The organism is Nitrosomonas sp. HPC101 (assembly GCF_009833125.1).
Taxonomy (GTDB): Bacteria; Pseudomonadota; Gammaproteobacteria; order Burkholderiales; family Nitrosomonadaceae; genus Nitrosomonas.
Genome location: NZ_QRCC01000001.1, coordinates 120,041 through 139,406, shown reverse-complemented (window position 1 = coordinate 139,406; position 19,366 = coordinate 120,041). Strand labels below are relative to the sequence as shown.

Here is a 19,366-nt window from a genome sequence, read left to right as displayed (position 1 = left end):
CATGAATATATCTTCCACTCCTGTAAACAACGATATGAAGATCTCACCGTTACACGCTCTGCTGGGGCCTTGCCTGCGCGGTGCTGTCTTCGTCGCACTGGTCACGGGCATTGCTTACCCGCTGGCAGTCACGGGAGTTGCGCAACTGCTGTTGCCTGCACAAGCATCGGGCAGCCTGATTCAGCAAGGCAGCACAGTCGTAGGCTCACGTCTGATTGGCCAGGACTTCAGAGAGGCACGCTATTTCCATCCACGCCCGAGCAGCACCCTGGCTGCTGATCCCGTCGACAGCAGCAAGCGCGTAGCTTCGCCGTATAACGCGGGTGCCTCGGCGGGCAGTAATCAAGGCCCAACCAATGCGGCACTGATCGAAGCCGTACAGCAAAGGGTGAAGGATTATCGCGCAACCAATGGGTTGCCTGCGGATGCATCCGTGCCAGTGGATGCCGTGACTGCTTCGGCTTCGGGGCTGGATCCGCATATCTCGGTTGCCAATGCGCAATTACAAATGGATCGGGTTGCCAACGCGCGCCACCTGCCGTTGGCACAGGTGCAATCCTTGCTGGCACAGCACACAGAAGGGCGCTTGCTGGGGCTGTTGGGTGAGCCGCGTGTCAATGTCCTGCTTTTGAATTTGGCGCTGGATGAGCACATGCTACCAGATGCGGCGGGCGCAGAGGCTGCGCACGTGAATCACGGGGGAGAACACCATGTCCGGTAAAAAATCCTTGTCTTTGTTTGATCCCGTTCTGATGCGGCAGGCGCTGCTGGATACTTTGCGCAAGCTCTCGCCACGGGCACAGTGGCGCAACCCGGTGATGTTTGTCGTCTATCTGGGTTCGATTCTCACAACCTTGCTATTTGTGCGGGCGCTGGGCAGCCAGGGTGAAGCTCCGGCAGGATTCATTCTGGCGATCAGTCTGTGGCTGTGGTTCACGGTGCTGTTCGCCAATTTTGCCGAGGCGCTGGCCGAAGGCCGAAGTAAAGCACAAGCTGCCAGCTTGCGCAGACTGAAAAAACGTACCTGGGCCAAAAGGCTCGATGGCAAAAACTATGAGGCACGCGCGCCCGGGCGCAGCGAGTTGAAGTGGTTGTCCGTTGAAGCCGACGCGCTGCGCAAGGAGGACATTGTGTTCATTGAGGCCGGGGATGTGATTCCGGCCGATGGCGAGGTGATTGATGGCGTCGCCTCGGTGGATGAATCGGCTATTACTGGTGAATCAGCCCCGGTCATCCGTGAATCCGGTGGTGATTTTTCTGCCGTTACCGGCGGTACGCGGGTACTTTCAGACTGGATTGTGGTGCGCGTCGTGGTGAACCCGGGTGAAACCTTTGTGGATCGCATGATCGCGATGGTCGAGGGCGCCAGCCGCAAAAAAACGCCCAATGAGATTGCGCTGATGATACTGCTGGTGGGACTGACGCTGGTGTTTGTGCTGGTCATTGTTACCTTGATGCCATTTTCCCGGTTTGCCGTGTCGCAAGCGGGTAATGGCTCGGTGATTAGCGTTACGGTGCTGGTGGCGCTTCTGGTATGTCTGATACCGACGACCATCGGTGGTTTGCTCTCGGCCATTGGTGTGGCGGGCATGAGCCGCATGATGCAGGCCAATGTGATCGCCACCTCGGGGCGTGCGGTAGAAGCTGCCGGTGACGTGGATGTACTGCTGCTGGACAAGACCGGTACTATTACCCTGGGCAATCGCCAGGCCAGCAGCTTCCTGCCGGTGCGGGGTGTGAGTGAGGAACAGCTGGCCGATGCCGCGCAGCTGGCATCTCTGGCTGATGAAACGCCGGAAGGGCGCAGCATTGTCGTACTGGCCAAGCAGAAATTCAACCTGCGCGAGCGGGATGTCGAAAGTCTCGGCGCACAATTCGTGCACTTCACGGCGCAGACGCGTATGAGCGGAGTCGATCTGGCCGATGGCCGAAGCATCCGCAAAGGCGCCGCAGATGCTGTACGCCGCCATGTCGAAGCCCTGGGCGGGCAATTCCCGCAAGCGTTGCAACAAGCTGTGGATGATGTTTCCCGTCGAGGCAGCACGCCGCTGGTGGTGGCCGATGGCAGCCATGCGTTGGGTGTGGTCGAGCTTAAGGACATTGTCAAGGGGGGTATCAAAGAGCGTTTTGCTGAGCTGCGCCGCATGGGTATTAAAACCGTGATGATTACAGGCGACAATCGCCTGACCGCGGCAGCCATTGCCGCTGAGGCGGGTGTGGATGATTTTTTGGCCGAGGCCACACCCGAAGCCAAGCTGGCGCTGATTCGTGAATACCAGGCCAGAGGTCAGCTGGTGGCAATGACGGGCGATGGGACTAATGATGCGCCCGCGCTGGCACAGGCCGATGTGGCCGTGGCCATGAATACGGGTACCCAGGCAGCGAAGGAGGCGGGCAACATGGTCGATCTCGACAGTAATCCAACCAAGCTGATCAGGATCGTGGAAACCGGCAAGCAGATGCTGATGACACGCGGTTCGCTGACCACCTTCAGTATTGCCAACGATCTGGCCAAGTATTTCGCCATCATCCCGGCTGCCTTTGTCAGTACTTACCCGCAACTGGGTGCGCTTAACGTGATGGGCCTGGCCAGCCCGTCGTCGGCTATCTTGTCAGCGGTGATTTTCAACGCGCTCATTATCGTATTTTTGATCCCGCTGGCGCTCAGGGGGGTGAAATATCGCGCAGTAGGCGCTGCCGCACTGCTGCGGCGCAATCTGCTGGTCTATGGACTGGGTGGGTTGATTGTGCCCTTCATCGGTATCAAGTTTATTGATTGGGTAATTTCCGGGTTAGGGTGGGCATGAAAAGAGAAAGATCATGAAAAATGTATGGGTTATCCGGTTCCAGTTGCCGGTTTTGATGAAGCGTATGGCGATGCAGCTGCAACCGAAAATATATTCTGGTGCCAGGCCGGTATGACGAATCTTGTATCCGATTCCTTCCCAACCGCAGCGCCAGACGATCAACGCCCTGATCCTGATGTCCTGTTACAGCAGGTGCAACAGGAAGAAGCGCGTGCGCAGCGTGGCCGGCTAAAGATTTTCTTTGGTGCCTCGGCTGGTGTTGGCAAAACCTATGCCATGCTGTCGGCTGCGCGCACAGCGCATGCGCAGGGTGTGCCATTGATCATCGGCGTGGTGGAAACACACGGCCGTGCCGAGACCGAAGCGCTGGCAGTCGGTTTGCCGCTATTGCCACGCAAGGTCGTTTCCTATCGCGGCCATACGCTCAAGGAGTTCGATCTTGATGCTGCGCTGGCTTTTGGTACCGCACACGCAGGCGGACCCGAGCCACCGCTGGTGCTGCTGGATGAGTTGGCGCACAGTAACATTGCCGGTTCACGCCACCCCAAGCGCTGGCAGGATGTGGAGGAATTGCTGGCTGCCGGTATCGATGTGTGGAGCACAATGAATGTACAGCATCTTGAAAGCCTTAACGATATTGTCGGCGGTATTACCGGCATTCGTGTACGGGAGACAGTGCCCGACACATTGTTTGATACTGCTGAAGAAGTCGTGATAGTTGATCTTCCGCCGGATGAATTGCTTGCTCGCCTTGCGGCGGGCAAGATCTATATTCCTGAACAGATCAGGCATGCAGCCGCCAATTTTTTCCGCAAGGGTAATCTGATTGCGCTACGCGAACTGGCACTGCGCCGCACCGCTGATCGTGTGGATACCCAGATGCAGAGCTGGCGGCGTACATTGGGTGTGACGGATGGGCGGTTGTTATGGTCCACGCGTGATGCGATTCTGGCTTGTGTCGGGCCGGGTATGGGCGGCGAAGCGGTGGTGCGTACTGCGGCACGCCTTGCAGCACAAACCAATTTACCGTGGCACGCGGTATTCGTCGATACATCGTCACAGCGGCGTGTGGATGAAGACGAGCGCCAGCAGGCATTGCGCGTTCTCAAGCTTGCACAGGAACTGGGGGCAACCATAGCCATGCCTGCGGGCACCGATGCAGGAGAAGTGCTGATACGTTACGCGCGTGAAAACAATCTTTCGCGTTTAGTGCTGGGGTGGCGATCAGGCCGGCGATACTGGCGATCTTCGCTCATCGAGCAGTTGGCAGATCAAACCCCTGATATGGATGTACTTCAGGTGCCGCTGCCGGATGACAAGCGAAAAAGCAGTCAAACACGCAGATTCAGGATGGATCCGGCGCTTGTTTACTGGCAGGGCTACGTCATTGCCATTGCCGTTTGCATGCTGGTAGCGGTGGCGGCCACACTATTGCACGGTACGCTGGATATGACCAATATCGTGATGCTGTTCCTGATGGCAGTGGTGGGCGTGGCATTGCGCTACGGGCGCGGACCGGCCATGCTGACGACGTTTCTGGGGGTGGCGTTGTTCGATTTTTTCTTTGTGCCGCCGCATTTGTCGTTCAATGTCAGTGACATCCAGTACCTGATCACTTTCGCCGTTATGCTGGCGGTGGCGTTGGTGATTGGTCAGCTTACCGCGGGATTGCATTCCCAGGCCGAGGTGGCTACCGAGCGCGAGCGGCGCGTACGGGGGCTCTACCAGATGTCGCGTGAATTATCGGCAGCACTGCTTGCCGAAAAAGTGGCCGAGGTGAGTGCACATTTTATAGCGACTGAATTTGCTGCCAAGTCGGCCTTGCTGGTGGCCGATCGTAACAATCAACTGCAAATTCAGCCCGGGGCCAGTACAGACGTGGATATGGCGGTGGCACAGTGGTGTTTTGACAAAGGAGAAGCTGCCGGCCACGGCACTTATACACTGCCTTCCTGCGCCTGCCTGATGTTGCCGCTGAAAGCCCCCATGCGTTTGCGCGGGGTGCTGGCAGTGCAACCGGTGCAGACTATGTTTACTCCCGAGCAACGGCAATTGCTGGATACCTGTGCTTCACTGCTGGCAATTTCCCTGGAGCGTATCCATTACATTCAAGTGGCACAGGACAGCATCGTGCAAATGGAATCGGAACGGCTGCGAAACTCCCTGCTGTCTGCCATCTCGCATGATTTGCGTACCCCGCTGGCGTCGCTTGTGGGATTGGCCGATACGCTGAATCTGGTTTCACCCCCATTACCCGCTCCGCAAGCTGAAATAGCCGGTGCCATCCGCCAATCTGCCCGGCGCATGAGTATCCTGGTTAACAATCTCCTGGATATGGCGCACCTGGAATCCGGCAAGTTTCAGCTGCATTGCGAATGGTTGCCACTAGAGGAAATAGTGGGAAGTGCGCTTGCTGCTTGCACTTCGCTGCCGGAGAGACATCCTGTTGAGGTGCAACTGGCTGAGGATCTGCCGCTTTTGTATCTGGATGCGGTGTTGTTTGAACGTGTGCTGACCAACTTGCTGGAGAATGCAGTTAAGTATACCCCGGCAGGTACGGCTATCCGCATCAGTGCAAAAGTGCTTGGCAGCAGCGTGTGCATTACTATTGATGATGAAGGCCCCGGTTTGCCCGTTGGCCGCGAGGAATCGGTTTTCGGAAAGTTTGAGCGTGGCAGCAGAGAAACGGCTATTCATGGTGTCGGCCTCGGGTTGGCAATTTGCCGCGCGATTGTCCAGGTGCATGGTGGCAGAATTTATGGGGAAAACCGGTTTGAACAGGGGCATGTGGCGGGTGCCCGATTCGTCATCATTTTGCCGCGGGGGGAGCCGCCGCAGGATGATGGCAGCGAGGCGCAAGCAGTGTTGGCGGACAGGGATAACCCATGAATGAGGCACGTATCCTGATTGTCGAGGATGAGACAAATATTCGCCGTTTTGTACGCCTGGCGCTGGCTACCGAGGGTTACGAGATATTTGAAGCGACCAGCCTGCCAGTTCAGATTTCCCTGATACGGCTTGCATAAAGTTCTTTAATCTCGCTTCGAAAGCGTTCATAAATCTTTTTACGTCTCAATTTCAAGATGGGAGTGAGCATTTCAGACCGTCCAGGGGTTGGAAATTAGAATAACGGCTGCTTAGGGCGTGATGAGCTGTAGTGTGTGGCGAGCAATAACGATTTCTTCGTCAGTCGGCAGAACAAGCACGCTGACATGACTTTCGGCAGTATGGATACAGGTCGCATTGGCCCGATTAGCGCTTACATCAAGCCTGACTCCCAACCATCCCAATCGAGCGCAAACTCGCGCACGAATCTCTGATGCATGTTCGCCGATGCCCGCCGTAAAAACCAGGCCGTCGATTCCTTCGAGTGTGGCTGCCATGGCACCGATATGACGACATAGTTGCCATACGAATAGATCGACTGCCTGCCGGGCACAAGGGGCGTCACTTGCCAGTAATGTGCGCATATCTGCGCTGATGCCGGAGACACCGAGCAGACCGGCGTGCCGATGCAACAGTTCTGACAGATTGTCATGATCCATTCTCTGTTCACGCATCAGGTAGAGCAAAACGGCCGGATCAAGATTACCGCAGCGTGTTCCCATCGGTAAGCCCTCCAGTGGGGTGAATCCCATGGTGGTGGCAATACTTCTGCGCTGTTTCAATGCACACAGGCTGACACCATTACCGAGATGCGCGACGATGATGCGTCCTTCCGCTCGATTGCCCATATGATCAGGCAGTTTATGAGCGATGTATTCATAGGAAAGACCATGAAAGCCATAGCGCTGAATTCCCTGGTCTGTTAAATGGCGGGGTAGGGCATAGATACGTTCTGTTTCTGGCATGGTGCGGTGAAATGTGGTATCGAAACAGGCGACCTGGCGTAAATCCGGTTTGAAGCGCTGTAACGAGCTGATTCCCGCCAGGCCGTCAGGTTGATGCAAAGGAGCCAATGGAACCAGCTGAAACAATCGCTGGATGACCGATTCATCGAGGATAACCGACTGATCAAACATGGTGCCACCATGCACGATACGATGACCGATAGCTGTCGGCGGGTGCTCACTCATGTGTGTTTCCAACCACTGTAATAGTATTAGGATGGCATCCTCATGACAGGAAGCGTGAACAGATTGTTGCCAGAGCGAATGGTTCTGGGAATCCTTGACTTGAAACAGGGAAGCATTGTCGCGGATGTCGATTTTCCCCTGACAAATGGCTGATAGATCTCTGTATATTGCTTGATAGAGTCCGAATTTAATGCTGGATGAACCGGCGTTGAGGACAAGGATGGTTGCGTTCATGCGATATTTCGACAGGATATTGATCGGAATTAATGCGCTTGACCGGGCAGCTGATAGAAGAAGGCAATCATAACCAGTGCTTTGATCTGCTCAGCGGAATTGACTCATACTAATCTTCCAAACAGGAAAAGTATAGGATTCTGAACGCGGCAGATTGCCAGGAATTCCGCCGGGTTTCGCAAGCAGATCAGTCATGCGATAATCGCGCATTTCATTCGTGCGGGGAAATACGGGAAGTGGCGGCCAGGTGGTTTTTGCTGCCAATCCGCGTCCGGACAGCCTGTTTATTCCAGAACATATTATCCAGTTATCATGAAAAAAATCAGAATCGGACAAGGGTTTGATATTCACCAGCTGGTGACCGGGCGCGATCTCATTATCGGTGGTGTGATTATTCCCCATGAAAAAGGGTTGCTTGGCCATTCAGATGCGGATGTGCTGCTGCACGCCTTGTGCGATGCGCTGCTGGGCGCAGCTGCGTTGGGCGATATTGGCAGGCATTTTTCCGATACGGATGCGCGTTACAAGGATATTGACAGTCGCAAGCTGGTGCGAGAGGTTCACCGGTTGCTGGCTGAGGCGGGCTATCGTGTTGTGAATATCGATGCAACCATCATTGCTCAGGCACCGAAAATGGCACCCCATATTCCGGGGATGATTGCGAATATTGCGCAGGATCTCGTCATGCCAGCCGGAGATATCAATATCAAGGCAAAAACAGCCGAGCAGCTCGGTGCTATCGGGCGTGGCGAAGGCATCATGGCAGAAGTGATCTGTTTGATCGCCGACAAAAATGAAATGTAGCCGTAATGTCTGACGCTACTCATTCCATCAGAGTGTTTCTGGGATTGTGGCCGCAGGATACCGCACGGAATCAACTGGACAAGCTGGTGCGGCAGCTAGCTGATGATTGTACAGGCCGTCGTATTCAGCCGAAGAATCTGCATCTGACATTGGCATTCATCGGCAAAATCGACCGTGGCAATATTTCCCGGTTATGTCAGGCAGCCCTGGCAATCCGGCAATCTTCATTCATGCTGACTCTGGATAAGGTTTGTTTCTGGAAAAAAGCCGGCGTCGTGGTCGCCGGGGCAAGCCAGTGCCCATCGGAGTTAATCTCGCTTGTACAGGATCTGCAGCACTTGCTTGCCACTCTGAAAATCGGGTATGACGATACCCATCCATTTACACCACACGTTACATTGTTGAGAAATGCCAGGCACTGCGGATTGCCGGATTCAATCCAGGCAATCGATTGGCTGGTGACCCGGTGGTCGCTGACACAATCCCGGCAGACACCATACGGATCAGTCTATCAATCCCTTGCAGACTGGGCGCTTGAACCGCAGGATTCTGATGAACATTATCGCACTTGATACCTCTACCGAATATTGCTCTCTAGCCCTGTGGCTGAATGGGAATGTCGTCAGCAGGGAAGTGCTGGCAGGCCAGCACCATTCCGAATTGTTATTGCCGACGTTGCAAACCATGCTGACTGAAACCGGTGTTGTTCTGAGCGAGATTGAGGGCATTGCTTTCGGAGCAGGACCGGGTTCCTTTACCGGGCTGCGCATTGCCAGCGGTGTCGCCCAGGGGCTGGCATTTGCACAGAATATACCAGTGGTCGGAATCAGTACATTGGAAGCCCTGGCGCAGCAGATAGATATGCCGCGGGTACTGGTGGCACTGGATGCACGCATGGGGGAACTCTATTTTGCAGCGTATGAAAAAATGGAAACCGGCTGGCTTCCCGTGCATACGCCGCTGTTGTGTCGGCCGGAAGCAGCGCCGGGCGTGGTTGGGGAAGGGTGGATAGGGTGTGGCAGTGGTTTTGATCTGTATCAGCCAATTTTGTCGGAAATTTACGGTGGCAATCTGCAGCGGATCATGCCTGGCTGTTACCCGCATGCACGCGAAATCGCACAACTGGCAGCGATCAGATTTGCCAACGGTGAGGGCAGGCCACCAGAAGAGGCGCTGCCGGTGTATATCCGTAACAAAGTGGCGCTGAAGGAAAACGAGCGGTAACGATGATGAGCGGGACGCGCTCCTTTCAGGCCGAAATTCGTGAAATGCGAGAAAGTGATCTGGAGCAGGTTATCCGCATCGAACACGAGATTTTTCTTTTTCCATGGTCGATCGGCAATTTTAGCGACTCGATCAGAGCGGGCCATCACTGTCGGGTGCTGGTACAGCAGGGTACCGATCTGGTGATGGGTTATGGCATTCTGATGATCGGGGCAGGTGAAGCGCATGTACTGACACTGGGCGTTGGTTTTGCCTGGCAGAATCAGGGGGCAGGCGGGAAAATGTTGCATTATCTGATTGAACTTTCCAGGAAACACCAGGCAGAATTTGTATTGCTGGATGTACGTGAATCCAATACCGGTGCGGCGAATTTGTACCGACGGTCAGGATTTCGGCAGATTGCCGTGCGCAAGGGTTATTATCCAGCGATGTGCGGCAGCGAGGATGCATTGATCATGAGGCTGGATTTATGATCCTGGCAGTCCCCTTCAACCGAATTTTTCATTCTGCCTGAGCAGAAAAGATATAACCGTGGACCGCGATCGACTCAAAGAACTTGGACTATTACCTGTGTGGCGCATCAGACCGGACATCTCCCCGGGACAGCCATCCGGGTCATCATCCATGTCATCTGATACGGGTGAAAATCCGCTTATCCATGCAGACACAGTTGCAGCATCTTCCGGAGTCAATGATCATCTCACCTTGATTGCGCGTGCAAACTGGGAGCAGTTGCGACAGAAGGTCAGCAATTGTACTGCTTGCCCACTGAGCCAGACACGCAAGCAAACCGTGTTTGGCGTCGGTGACGAGCACGCTAACTGGTTGTTTGTCGGAGAAGGACCGGGAGCCCGGGAAGACGAGTTGGGCGAGCCGTTTGTGGGTCAGGCCGGAAAGCTGCTCGACAACATGTTGCAGGCAATCAACCTTGGACGTGATCGGGATATCTACATTACCAATATCGTGAAATGTCGTCCGCCGGGTAATCGCAATCCGCAGGATACGGAAGCGCAGCAGTGCCGTCCCTATCTGCTGCGTCAGATTGCGCTGATTCAGCCCAGATTGATTGTGACGCTAGGCAAGGTGGCTGCTCAGAACCTGCTGACTACGAGTGAAAGTATTGCCAGTTTGCGGGGCAGATTGCATGAATTTGCAGGAATTCCATTGATTGTGACCTATCACCCAGCCTATCTGTTGCGTTCACTGACTGATAAAGCCAAGGCATGGGAGGATCTGTGTTTCGCTCGCGAAACCATGCAAAATTTGCTGAACGTCCGGCAGGTTACGAATTGACCTGATCCCGGGTTCAGTATGAGCCACCCGCGTGCAAAAAATCTGCTTTTATGAATGTCTGCAATACGGCCATCTGGTGATAATGACACGCATTTGCGATCATGTTATATTGCTTGTTTGTCCGGTGTTTTTATAGATCAATCGACCAGGTATGAGGCTTCATGATCTCAATTAATCGACATGCTTCAGTTTGTTTCTCCATTTTCTTTTTATTGCTGGCTCTAAATTTTGGTGTCCGGGCAGATAATGTTATCTCACTGGTACCACAGACCTGGCAGATGCTTGATTACCTGGCAACCGACTATGCAGGGGCTGTGGATCAGGGGAAAATCGTCAATGCTCCCGAGTTTGCCGAGATGCAGGAATTCTCGGCAGTGATCCATACACAAATTGTTGCACTTCCAGAACATGCTGATAAAGCATCTTTGTTAATACAGGCAGATGGTTTGACAGCGCTGGTAGAAGACAAGGCTGATGCTGCTGAAGTTGCATTGCAGGCACATCGACTGGCGGATGCCTTACTGGCCGCGTATCCCATTCCAACTTCACCGGCTGCAGCACCCGATCTTGCCCGGGGAGCTACACTTTATCAAAGTCACTGCGCAAGCTGTCATGGCGTCAGTGGTGGTGGAGATGGGCCAGCTGCAGTCGGATTGGATCCTCCTGTTATTGCCTTTACTGATGTAGAGCGTGCTGACCAGCGCAGTCCCTTATCGTTTTTTCAGACGATCTCTCAAGGGGTGGAAGGTACTTCCATGATCAGCTACGCTGAACAATTGAATGAAGCTGATCGCTGGGCGCTCGCTTATTACACGGGTACGCTTGCTTATACGGGTGATATTGAAAGAGGACGGGCGCTCTGGCAGCAGGATACCGGTGCACGTGCCCACATCAGCAATCTTGATGAGTTATCACGCACCCGTGCAGATCAGATCAGTGCAATCCTGGACAAGGATCAGGCCCATGCCTTGATAGGCTATCTGCGCGCACAGCCTGATGCATTGGAACAGGCATTGACCGGTATTGCGCTTGCGCGCGGGCGGATGGCTGCCAGTGTCAATGCTTACCGGGCAGGCAATAACAAAGAAGCGATTCAGCTGGCGCGATCTGCCTATCTGGATGGTGTTGAGCCGGTGGAATTGCAACTCAGTGCAATTGATAGTGCATTGCTTGCTCGTATAGAGTTGGGTATGGGCACGTTTCGCTCTGGCCTTTCTAACGATATCGGTATTGACAGTATTGTGAAGCAGGCGACAGAAGTTGATGAACTTCTGGTAAATGCTCAAAAGCTTACGAGCAGTGCAGGGAATGCCACAACCACGTTCTTTGGAGCTTTTACCATTCTGGTTCGTGAGGGTCTGGAGGCGTTACTGATCATTGTTGCCCTACTGGCTTTTCTGAATAAGGCCGGCAAGCGCGAAACGCTCCGTTACGTTCATGCCGGTTGGATATCCGCGCTGGTGGCAGGGGGAGGGACCTGGGCGGTGGCACATTATATGGTTGATATTAGTGGTGCCAGTCGTGAACTTACCGAAGGGGTATCAGCGTTGTTCGCTGCGCTGATTCTACTGGCAGTAGGGTTGTGGATGCATCAGAAGAGTACCGGAGATCGCTGGCAGACTTATCTCAAGGAAAAAATGAGCGATGCGCTGAATAAAAAATCTGCCTGGTTTCTGTTTATCCTTGCTTTTATATCGGTCTATCGCGAAGTATTCGAGACGATCCTGTTTTACGCTGCCTTGTGGCAGGAAGACCAGAAAGTCTGGCTGCTGGGCGGTATCGGCGCTGCTGTGCTGGTGCTGGCGCTGACTGCCTGGGGATTGTTGCGAACCAGTCGCCGCTTGCCTATTTCCACGTTCTTCGCGGCCAGTTCAGTACTGATTGCTGTTCTTGCGGTTGCTCTTACCGGGAAAGGTGTATCTGCCTTGCAGAAAGCTGGCTGGATTGACGTATCACTGGCGCCGATTCCACATATTGATCTGCTTGGCATTTTCCCAACCTGGCAGACTTTCCTGTCGCAATTGGCTGTGGTGGTGGTGCTGATCATCGGCTATCTGTACAACAAACGCGAGAATACATCGACCTGAGAGAAACCTCTGAAGAACTATTTGCGTTGTTTTTTACGTTAAAAATCAGCTCAAAATGCTTATTTATCACGTACAGACTCCGTTTTTTGCAGGCTTTTGCCTTGAGCGGACTGTCTCGCTAATGTTTTTCAGAGATTCCCTAAAGATGTTTAAAGGTTTCAATTGAAGTGGTGTCTAGCGATGAACCAGCATTGAATTGTGTGGAAAAGGAAGAGAGGGCAACGGTAGTGCTTACGGTTCCACGGCGCAAGGAATAGTTGCGATAGGATCACAAAATTCTGAAGAAAAGAGTCAAAAGTTTAATTATTACGATTGCAGACAAAGAAACCAAGAACACGACCAAAAGCAATTTCAGCAAATACATTCTTGCTCTTTTTGGTAAAACCAGCAGCAGCATCAATATTACCGACCCAGTAGCAATTAACGTCAGCATCTCTAAAAATCCCTGAAATAGCACTGTTTATCCAAGCAAAAGAAAAATCCAAGCATACACCCCCCGGCTTTTCCACAAAAACAGATAGAAACATATAGCTGCATTGATGTATGAACTCATTCATTTGATGTTATTTCATCAAATGAATAAATGAGTTTATATCAGATCGTTTATATATTCGGCATAGAAATCTGTTTGCTTAAAAGCCGCATAAATTCCCTGATGGAACCACGTTAGCTTTTAGTGTGAGGCTTTTATCTTTTTATTTATTTCTTTCTGATTCGCTTTCTATAGGAAAATTGGCAACAATTGGCAAGTTACTGTGAGAATCCTGGTGAAAGAGCGTGAAAATGAAATCCTGACCTTGGACGAGGTCGCTGCCTACCTGAAGGCTGGCAAGCGCACCGTCTACCGCCTTGCGGCCGAAGGCAAGCTCCCTGCTTTCAAGCTGGGCGGCACGTGGCGCTTCCGTCGCAGAGACCTGGATGAGTGGATTGCCGCCAATCTGATCAACAAGGATTCGGGGGCAGGCGACTGATGGAACTGATCGACAACATCAGCCGCTTGCTGGGCGATGACCTCAAGCAAACCCTCCGGCCAGGGGCACGGCTCAAGGTCGCCGCATCGTGCTTTTCGATGTACGCCTTCGAGGCGTTGAAAGCCGAGCTGGAGAAGATCGATGAGCTGAACTTCATCTTCACCTCGCCCACCTTTGTGGCCAACGAGGTCAGCGACAAGATTCGCAAGGAGCGCAAGGAGTTCCACATCCCCAAGCTCGACCGCGAGCGCAGCCTCTACGGCAGCGAGTTTGAAATCCAGCTTCGCAACAAGCTCACCCAGCGGGCAGTGGCCAAGGAGTGCGCCGACTGGATACGGCGCAAGGCCAAGTTCCGCAGCAACCGCACCAAAGCACCGATGCAGCAGTTCGCGTGCGTGCAGACTGGCAGCACCGACACGGCCTACATGCCCCTGCACGGGTTCACCGCTGTCGATCTCGGCTACCAGCAAGGCAACGCCGTCTCTAACCTCGTCAACAAGATGGACGAGGCGCCCTTTGCGGCCACGTACCTGAGCCTGTTTGACCAGATCTGGAACGACCCCGAAAAGCTGGAAGATGTGACCACACAGATCTGCGAGCACATCGCCTCGGTCTACCAGGAGAACTCACCCGGGGGTATCTACTTCCTGATGCTCTACAACATCTTCAACGAGTTTCTCGACGACATCGACGAGGACGTCCTGCCCAACGACCGCACCAGCTACCAGGACACCCTGATCTGGAACAAGCTCTTCAACTACCAGAAGGATGCCGCCACCGGGATCATCAACAAGCTGGAAACCTACAGCGGTTGCATCCTGGCCGATAGCGTCGGCTTGGGCAAAACCTTCACCGCGCTGGCCGTCGTCAAGTATTACGAGCTGCGCAATCGCTCGGTACTGGTGCTCTGCCCCAAGAAGCTGGCGGACAACTGGCTCAATTACAACCGCAACCTCAAAACCAATATCTTCGCCCGCGACCGATTCAGCTACGACGTCCTTTGCTACACCGATCTCTCCCGCACCAGCGGCGAGTCTTTCGGCACGCCGCTGAACCGGATCAACTGGGGCAATTACGACCTCGTGGTCATCGATGAGTCGCACAACTTCCGCAACAACGACGCCTACAAGGACAAGGAAACGCGCTACCAGAAGCTGATGCGCAAGGTGATCCAGGAAGGGGTGAAGACCAAGGTGCTGATGCTGTCCGCCACGCCGGTCAACAACCGCTTTACCGATTTACGCAACCAACTCGCCCTGGCCTACGAAGGCGACTCCGAGAACCTCACGAAGAAACTGCGCACGGGCAGAAGCGTCGAGGAGATTTTCCGGGGCGCTCAAGCAGCCTTCAACGCGTGGTCAAAGCTGCCGCCGGAGGAGCGCACCGCTCGTGCGATTCTGGATTCGCTGGACTTCGACTTCTTCGAGCTGCTCGACAGCGTCACCATCGCACGCTCGCGTAAGCACATCCAGACCTTCTACGATACCAAGGACATCGGCCAATTCCCCGAGCGCCGCAAACCGCTGTCGTTTCACTGCCCATTGACCGAGCGGGCGGACGTTCTGGGCTTCAACGAGATCTTCGAGCAACTGTCCCTGCTCAAGCTGGCCGTGTACGCGCCCATCAGCTACATCCTGCCCAGCCGTCTGAAGAAGTACGAAGAAATCTACGACACCAAGGTGGGCAGCAAAGGCACGCTGCGCCAGGCCGACCGCGAAAAGAGCCTTCAGGCCCTGATGACGGTCAACCTGCTCAAGCGCCTTGAAAGCTCGGTGCAGTCGTTCCGCCTCACCCTGCACTCGCTGCGAAAGAACAACGAAGCCACGCTCGCCAAGATCGCCGCGTTCAATCAATCCGGCGGCGCGGCCACGGTGGGCGACCTCACCGAAGTGCTGGAGGGGCTGGATGCCGAGGACGACGACCTGACTATGCCCGGCGACGAGGGCGGCGACGGGTTTGGAAGCATCGGCGGCAAGATCAAGATCAGTCTCGCCGACATGGACTTGCCATCCTGGGCGCACGAACTCAAGGCCGACTTGCAGATCATCGATGCGCTGCTGGCCTCGATGAACAAGATCACGCCGCCCGACGACGCCAAGTTGCAGCACCTCAAGGCGCATGTGTTGGACAAGATTGCCAACCCCATCAACCCCGGCAACCGGAAGGTGCTGATCTTCACCGCTTTTGCCGACACCGCCGATTACCTGTACGCCAACCTCGCACCGGAGCTGCTGGCCAATCTCTCCATCCACACTGCCAAGGTCACCGGCAAGGGTGCGCCGCAATCCACCATCAAAAGCGGCACACACAAGCGCAGCTACGACTTTCAGGAACTGCTCACCCTATTCTCGCCACGCTCCAAGGAAAAGGCCGTGGTGCTGCCGGACGAACCGCACGAAGTCGATCTGCTGATCGGCACCGACTGCATCTCCGAAGGCCAGAACCTGCAGGACTGCGACTACCTGATCAACTACGACATCCAAACCCGGTGCGCATCATCCAGCGCTTTGGCCGGGTGGATCGCATCGGCTCGCCCAACAGCAGCATCCAGTTGGTCAACTACTGGCCGGACATTTCGCTCGACGAGTACATCAACCTGAAAGAGCGCGTCGAGAGCCGAATGATGATCGCCGACGTGACCGCCACCGGCGACGACAACGTGCTGTCAGCGCAGGCCAACGACGTGTCCTACCGCAAGGAGCAACTGCGCCGCCTGCAAGAAGAAGTCATTGAGTTGGAAGACCTGAAGACCGGCGTTTCCATCACCGATCTGGGCCTGAACGACTTCCGCATGGACTTGCTCAACTACGTCAAGGACCACGGCGAATTGAGCAACGTGCCCAACGGCATGCACGCCGTCGTGCCTGCCAGACTCGAGATGGGGCTGTTGCCGGGTGCGATTTTTACGCTGCGCAATCGCAACGCTGAGATCAGCATCAACCAGCACAACCGCTTGCACCCGTACTACCTCGTCTACATCAACCGCGAGGGTGAAGTCATCCACGATCACACCGAGGTAAAACGTCTGCTTGATCTGGTGCGTAGCTGCTGCAAGGGGCAGGATAAACCCATCGTCGAGGCCTTCCAGCGCTTCAATCAGGAAACGGCGGATGGCCGCAAGATGCAGCCCTACTCCGACCTGCTGGGAAAGGCCATTCGCTCGATGATCGAGGTTAAGGAGGAAAAGGATCTGGATAGCCTGTTCACCGGCGGCAAGACGACGGCGCTCACAGGCACCATCTCCGGGCTGGACGACTTTGAACTCATCAGCTTCCTCGTGATTCAGGAGGCCGGATGAGCGCGCTGATCGCCTACCCCAAGCAGGCCGCCTTCGGGCGCGTGCTGCCCAAGAACAAAATCTACGAGCACAGCGGGGCCAACACCCGGCTCAAAGACCTGTTCGTCAAACAGGTGGAACAGATCGTCTGGCAGTACAAACTGGCCCCCGAGACGGTGCATCTGCCCGCGCACCCTGGCGTGCCGGAAATTCAGATTTTCAGCATCCAGCTCAAAACGCCGGAACTGCACTGCGATGTGCTGCGTTGCATCGACGGGGCCATCCCGTTCCCCATCGTGTTCGAGCTGACCTTCGATGGTAGAACGCAGGTGGTCGCCGCCTACAAGCGCCCGAACGAAGCCGATGCCAGCCGCTGGGTGCTCTCGGACTACTTTGCAACTGACTGGCTGCCAATGGATAGCGAACGCACCGCCATGCCGCTGGCCCTGCATCTGGGCGGGCTGTACGAGCAACTGCTGCAGCGCCTGGTCCCTTTGCCAGCGAGACCACAGGAAACACTGGCTGAACTGGTCGCCCGTGTGGAGCGAGTACAAGCCAAGCAGCGAGAAGTGGAGAAAGCGTCGGCGCGGCTGGCCAAGGAAAAACAGTTCAACCGTAAGGTGGAGCTCAATGCCGAACTGCGGAAGCTAAAAACTGAATTAAACGAACTCAAAGAAGCACAGATGACCGGTTCAAGGAGCTGAAACCAAAATGAAAATCCAATCCGCCCGAATTAAGAACTTCCGCACGTTGAAAGACGTAACCATTCCCTTTGACTCTGTTACAACCTTTATCGGGCCGAATGGGGCAGGCAAGTCCACCGTGCTTCGTGCGCTTGATTGGTTTTTCAATGGTAAACCTGGCTCACTGACAGAGAAAGACTGCTCATTTGGAGCGATCGACGAAGACATCGAAGTCCAGATCACATTTTCTGACCTCACAGAAAAAGATCGCGAGGCGCTTGGCAAGTATGCACCGGAAGGCGCAGCCACGTTTACAGCTTGGAAGCGTCGATCACCTGACGGCTCCGATATTCTCTCTGCTAACGCAAAGGGTTTTCCAGATTTCAATGCGATTAAGGCGGCAGGCAACGCTACAGCAAAGAAAGATTTGTACGCCTCGCTTCGGCGTGATCGACCAGACCTAGAGCTACCTGCGGCCACCAGCGGCGCAGCCGTTGAGCAAGCAATGACAGCATGGGAAGCAGATCACACAGATCAGCTTGTCGATGCACCTGAAGCACTGCAAACCAACTTTTTCGGCTTCAACAGCGGCGGCAAGATGAGCGGTCTCTTCGACTTCGTCTTGGTTACCGCCGATCTTCGTGCAAGCGAAGAGTCTATTGACGGTAAGTCGAGCATCATTGGCAGGATTCTTGAGCGTTCGGTTGATCGTGCCGCAGCTGACGAGGAAATTGCGAAGATCGTTGAGGAGTCGCGTGCGAAGCAACAGCAAGTTTATGAAGAGAAGTTCAAAGAACAGCTTGATGGCATCACGGCTCAGTTAAATGAGGTTGTCGCGTCGTACTCGCCGGGCCGCTCCGTAACAGTTTCTCCCGCAGACGTAGAGCTTAAGGCTCCGAAAACGACGTTCGAAGTAGCTGTGCTTGATGGTACAACCGAGACCGCAGTAGAGCGGCAAGGTCATGGCTTTCAACGCACAATTCTGATTTCAACACTCCAGCTCTTGGCGCAGTCTGGTGCAGCGTCAGCTGAAGGGGTGATTTGCCTGGCAATTGAAGAACCTGAACTCTTTCAGCATCCAATCCAGGCACAAGCCTTTGCAAAGGTGCTCCGCTCGTTGGCCGAGGATGCAGAAAAACGTATCCAAGTAACTTATGCAACGCATAGCCCATACTTTCTTGAAGCGCGTCATTTTGATCAAGTCAGGCGGCTGACGAGATCGACTGATGAGACTCCTGTCGTTTCTGTTCACTATGCAACAATTGCTGATGTAAAGGCTAGGCTTCAGGGAGTTGTCGATGGTGATGTGGTCGACCGTCGGCTTGATCATAACGTTGCCGATCAGCTTGCCATAGCTCTGTTCGCGAACCGAGCGTTCCTTGTTGAGGGAACTACCGAATCTTCCGTGTTCCATGGGATTGGCGATAGGTCGCTGGTGGGCTCACTCGAAACGGCCGGTGTCTCCATTGTCTCCGTAAACGGAAAATCATCAATTCCTCTGGCGCATGCGATCCTGTCTTCAATTGGGGTTCCAGCTTATGCGCTCTTTGATTCAGATGGTGGATTCGAAGCTCGCGCCATAGCCAATGGAAAAGCACAAGAAAAAATAGAATCGGAGCGCACGAGCCATGCAAAACCAAACCGACTGCTGTTGAAATATTTCGGCCTTCCAGAAGAGGACTTTCCTTCTGCGAACGTAACCGATGAAGTGGCAATTTTCGAGGATCACCTTGAGTCGTTCTTGTCGGAAAACTGGCCAGAGTGGTTTATCGCATGTGAGAACGTCGAAACTGAAACGGGTATTCAGCTCTCAAAAAATCAACTCGCATACCGTACGGCAACGCTCAGGGCAGAAGGTGAAGTGCCCGAAATGTTGCTGCAAATACTGGCCAAGGCGAAGGGAGAATAAC

17 protein-coding genes are annotated in these 19,366 nt (G+C 54.3%); 15 read left to right on the top strand and 2 right to left on the bottom strand.

Annotated features, from left to right (window positions below):
- Window position 1: 1 nt before the first annotated feature.
- Genes kdpC through ABO04_RS00560 form a run of 4 tightly spaced genes read left to right on the top strand, consistent with a single transcriptional unit; the run spans window position 2 to window position 5,833 of the window.
- Window positions 2–721, top strand: coding sequence for a K(+)-transporting ATPase subunit C (gene kdpC / locus ABO04_RS00575; RefSeq protein ID WP_160808672.1), 720 nt, complete (start codon window positions 2–4; stop codon window positions 719–721).
- Window positions 711–2,807 carry a potassium-transporting ATPase subunit KdpB gene (gene kdpB, locus ABO04_RS00570; RefSeq protein WP_160808671.1) on the top strand — a complete coding sequence of 699 codons (2,097 nt, stop codon included), beginning with the start codon at window positions 711–713 and terminating at the stop codon, window positions 2,805–2,807. Before kdpC ends, kdpB begins: the two co-directional genes overlap by 11 nt.
- Window positions 2,808–2,831: 24 nt before the next feature.
- The gene (locus tag ABO04_RS00565; RefSeq protein ID WP_240141351.1) at window positions 2,832–5,696 is read left to right on the top strand and encodes a DUF4118 domain-containing protein; all 2,865 of its coding nucleotides are present in this window, start codon (window positions 2,832–2,834) and stop codon (window positions 5,694–5,696) included.
- Window positions 5,693–5,833 carry a hypothetical protein gene (locus tag ABO04_RS00560; protein WP_205012727.1) on the top strand — a complete coding sequence of 47 codons (141 nt, stop codon included), beginning with the start codon at window positions 5,693–5,695 and terminating at the stop codon, window positions 5,831–5,833. The genes ABO04_RS00565 and ABO04_RS00560 overlap by 4 nt, the downstream gene beginning before the upstream one ends.
- A 111-nt stretch (window positions 5,834–5,944) precedes the next feature.
- Here the strand turns inward: ABO04_RS00560 and ABO04_RS00555 are convergent, their stop codons facing one another.
- Complete coding sequence (locus ABO04_RS00555) at window positions 5,945–7,117, bottom strand: acetate/propionate family kinase (protein ID WP_160808670.1); 1,173 nt, start codon at window positions 7,115–7,117, stop codon at window positions 5,945–5,947.
- A 312-nt stretch (window positions 7,118–7,429) separates the two neighbouring features.
- On the opposite strand from ABO04_RS00555, the gene ispF reads away from it, so the two are divergent.
- The 6 genes from ispF to ABO04_RS00525 all read left to right on the top strand — a co-directional run bounded on the left by ispF (window position 7,430) and on the right by ABO04_RS00525 (window position 12,525).
- The gene (ispF, locus tag ABO04_RS00550) at window positions 7,430–7,921 is read left to right on the top strand and encodes a 2-C-methyl-D-erythritol 2,4-cyclodiphosphate synthase (RefSeq protein ID WP_160808669.1); all 492 of its coding nucleotides are present in this window, start codon (window positions 7,430–7,432) and stop codon (window positions 7,919–7,921) included.
- A gap of 5 nt (window positions 7,922–7,926) precedes the next feature.
- Window positions 7,927–8,493, top strand: a complete 567-nt coding sequence (thpR, locus tag ABO04_RS00545) for an RNA 2',3'-cyclic phosphodiesterase (RefSeq protein WP_160808668.1) — start codon at window positions 7,927–7,929, stop codon at window positions 8,491–8,493.
- Entirely contained in the window at window positions 8,474–9,145 is a 672-nt protein-coding gene (tsaB, locus tag ABO04_RS00540; RefSeq protein WP_160808667.1) for a tRNA (adenosine(37)-N6)-threonylcarbamoyltransferase complex dimerization subunit type 1 TsaB, read from the top strand. Before thpR ends, tsaB begins: the two co-directional genes overlap by 20 nt.
- Window positions 9,146–9,147: 2 nt before the next feature.
- The gene (gene rimI, locus ABO04_RS00535; RefSeq protein ID WP_160808666.1) at window positions 9,148–9,618 is read left to right on the top strand and encodes a ribosomal protein S18-alanine N-acetyltransferase; all 471 of its coding nucleotides are present in this window, start codon (window positions 9,148–9,150) and stop codon (window positions 9,616–9,618) included.
- A gap of 58 nt (window positions 9,619–9,676) precedes the next feature.
- Window positions 9,677–10,438 carry a uracil-DNA glycosylase gene (locus ABO04_RS00530; RefSeq protein WP_345852737.1) on the top strand — a complete coding sequence of 254 codons (762 nt, stop codon included), beginning with the start codon at window positions 9,677–9,679 and terminating at the stop codon, window positions 10,436–10,438.
- Between the two features lie 161 nt (window positions 10,439–10,599).
- Complete coding sequence (locus ABO04_RS00525; protein WP_160808664.1) at window positions 10,600–12,525, top strand: cytochrome c/FTR1 family iron permease; 1,926 nt, start codon at window positions 10,600–10,602, stop codon at window positions 12,523–12,525.
- Between the two features lie 299 nt (window positions 12,526–12,824).
- On the opposite strand, the gene ABO04_RS00520 is transcribed toward ABO04_RS00525, so the two are convergent.
- Entirely contained in the window at window positions 12,825–13,082 is a 258-nt protein-coding gene (locus ABO04_RS00520; protein ID WP_160808663.1) for a hypothetical protein, read from the bottom strand.
- A gap of 210 nt (window positions 13,083–13,292) precedes the next feature.
- On the opposite strand from ABO04_RS00520, the gene ABO04_RS00515 reads away from it, so the two are divergent.
- Genes ABO04_RS00515 through ABO04_RS00500 form a run of 5 tightly spaced genes read left to right on the top strand, consistent with a single transcriptional unit; the run spans window position 13,293 to window position 19,365 of the window.
- Entirely contained in the window at window positions 13,293–13,496 is a 204-nt protein-coding gene (locus ABO04_RS00515) for a helix-turn-helix domain-containing protein (RefSeq protein ID WP_160808662.1), read from the top strand.
- The gene (locus ABO04_RS00510; RefSeq protein WP_205012726.1) at window positions 13,496–16,096 is read left to right on the top strand and encodes an SNF2-related protein; all 2,601 of its coding nucleotides are present in this window, start codon (window positions 13,496–13,498) and stop codon (window positions 16,094–16,096) included. The genes ABO04_RS00515 and ABO04_RS00510 overlap by 1 nt, the downstream gene beginning before the upstream one ends.
- Entirely contained in the window at window positions 16,048–16,794 is a 747-nt protein-coding gene (locus ABO04_RS11870) for a hypothetical protein (RefSeq protein ID WP_205012725.1), read from the top strand. Before ABO04_RS00510 ends, ABO04_RS11870 begins: the two co-directional genes overlap by 49 nt.
- The gene (locus ABO04_RS00505) at window positions 16,791–17,477 is read left to right on the top strand and encodes a DUF4391 domain-containing protein (protein WP_160808661.1); all 687 of its coding nucleotides are present in this window, start codon (window positions 16,791–16,793) and stop codon (window positions 17,475–17,477) included. The genes ABO04_RS11870 and ABO04_RS00505 overlap by 4 nt, the downstream gene beginning before the upstream one ends.
- Window positions 17,478–17,484: 7 nt before the next feature.
- Window positions 17,485–19,365 carry an ATP-dependent endonuclease gene (locus tag ABO04_RS00500; RefSeq protein ID WP_160808660.1) on the top strand — a complete coding sequence of 627 codons (1,881 nt, stop codon included), beginning with the start codon at window positions 17,485–17,487 and terminating at the stop codon, window positions 19,363–19,365.
- Window position 19,366: the final 1 nt, after the last annotated feature.

What these genes read in the sequence shown, in the direction of transcription:
- kdpC (WP_160808672.1), top strand. Translation starts at nt 2, where the DNA reads ATGAATATATCTTCCACTCCTGTAAACAACGATATGAAGATCTCACCG.
- kdpB (WP_160808671.1), top strand. Translation starts at nt 711, where the DNA reads ATGTCCGGTAAAAAATCCTTGTCTTTGTTTGATCCCGTTCTGATGCGG.
- ABO04_RS00565 (WP_240141351.1), top strand. Translation starts at nt 2,832, where the DNA reads ATGGGTTATCCGGTTCCAGTTGCCGGTTTTGATGAAGCGTATGGCGAT.
- ABO04_RS00560 (WP_205012727.1), top strand. Translation starts at nt 5,693, where the DNA reads ATGAATGAGGCACGTATCCTGATTGTCGAGGATGAGACAAATATTCGC.
- ABO04_RS00555 (WP_160808670.1), bottom strand. Translation starts at nt 7,117, where the DNA reads ATGAACGCAACCATCCTTGTCCTCAACGCCGGTTCATCCAGCATTAAA.
- ispF (WP_160808669.1), top strand. Translation starts at nt 7,430, where the DNA reads ATGAAAAAAATCAGAATCGGACAAGGGTTTGATATTCACCAGCTGGTG.
- thpR (WP_160808668.1), top strand. Translation starts at nt 7,927, where the DNA reads ATGTCTGACGCTACTCATTCCATCAGAGTGTTTCTGGGATTGTGGCCG.
- tsaB (WP_160808667.1), top strand. Translation starts at nt 8,474, where the DNA reads ATGAACATTATCGCACTTGATACCTCTACCGAATATTGCTCTCTAGCC.
- rimI (WP_160808666.1), top strand. Translation starts at nt 9,148, where the DNA reads ATGATGAGCGGGACGCGCTCCTTTCAGGCCGAAATTCGTGAAATGCGA.
- ABO04_RS00525 (WP_160808664.1), top strand. Translation starts at nt 10,600, where the DNA reads ATGATCTCAATTAATCGACATGCTTCAGTTTGTTTCTCCATTTTCTTT.
- ABO04_RS00520 (WP_160808663.1), bottom strand. Translation starts at nt 13,082, where the DNA reads ATGAATGAGTTCATACATCAATGCAGCTATATGTTTCTATCTGTTTTT.
- ABO04_RS00510 (WP_205012726.1), top strand. Translation starts at nt 13,496, where the DNA reads ATGGAACTGATCGACAACATCAGCCGCTTGCTGGGCGATGACCTCAAG.
- ABO04_RS00505 (WP_160808661.1), top strand. Translation starts at nt 16,791, where the DNA reads ATGAGCGCGCTGATCGCCTACCCCAAGCAGGCCGCCTTCGGGCGCGTG.
- ABO04_RS00500 (WP_160808660.1), top strand. Translation starts at nt 17,485, where the DNA reads ATGAAAATCCAATCCGCCCGAATTAAGAACTTCCGCACGTTGAAAGAC.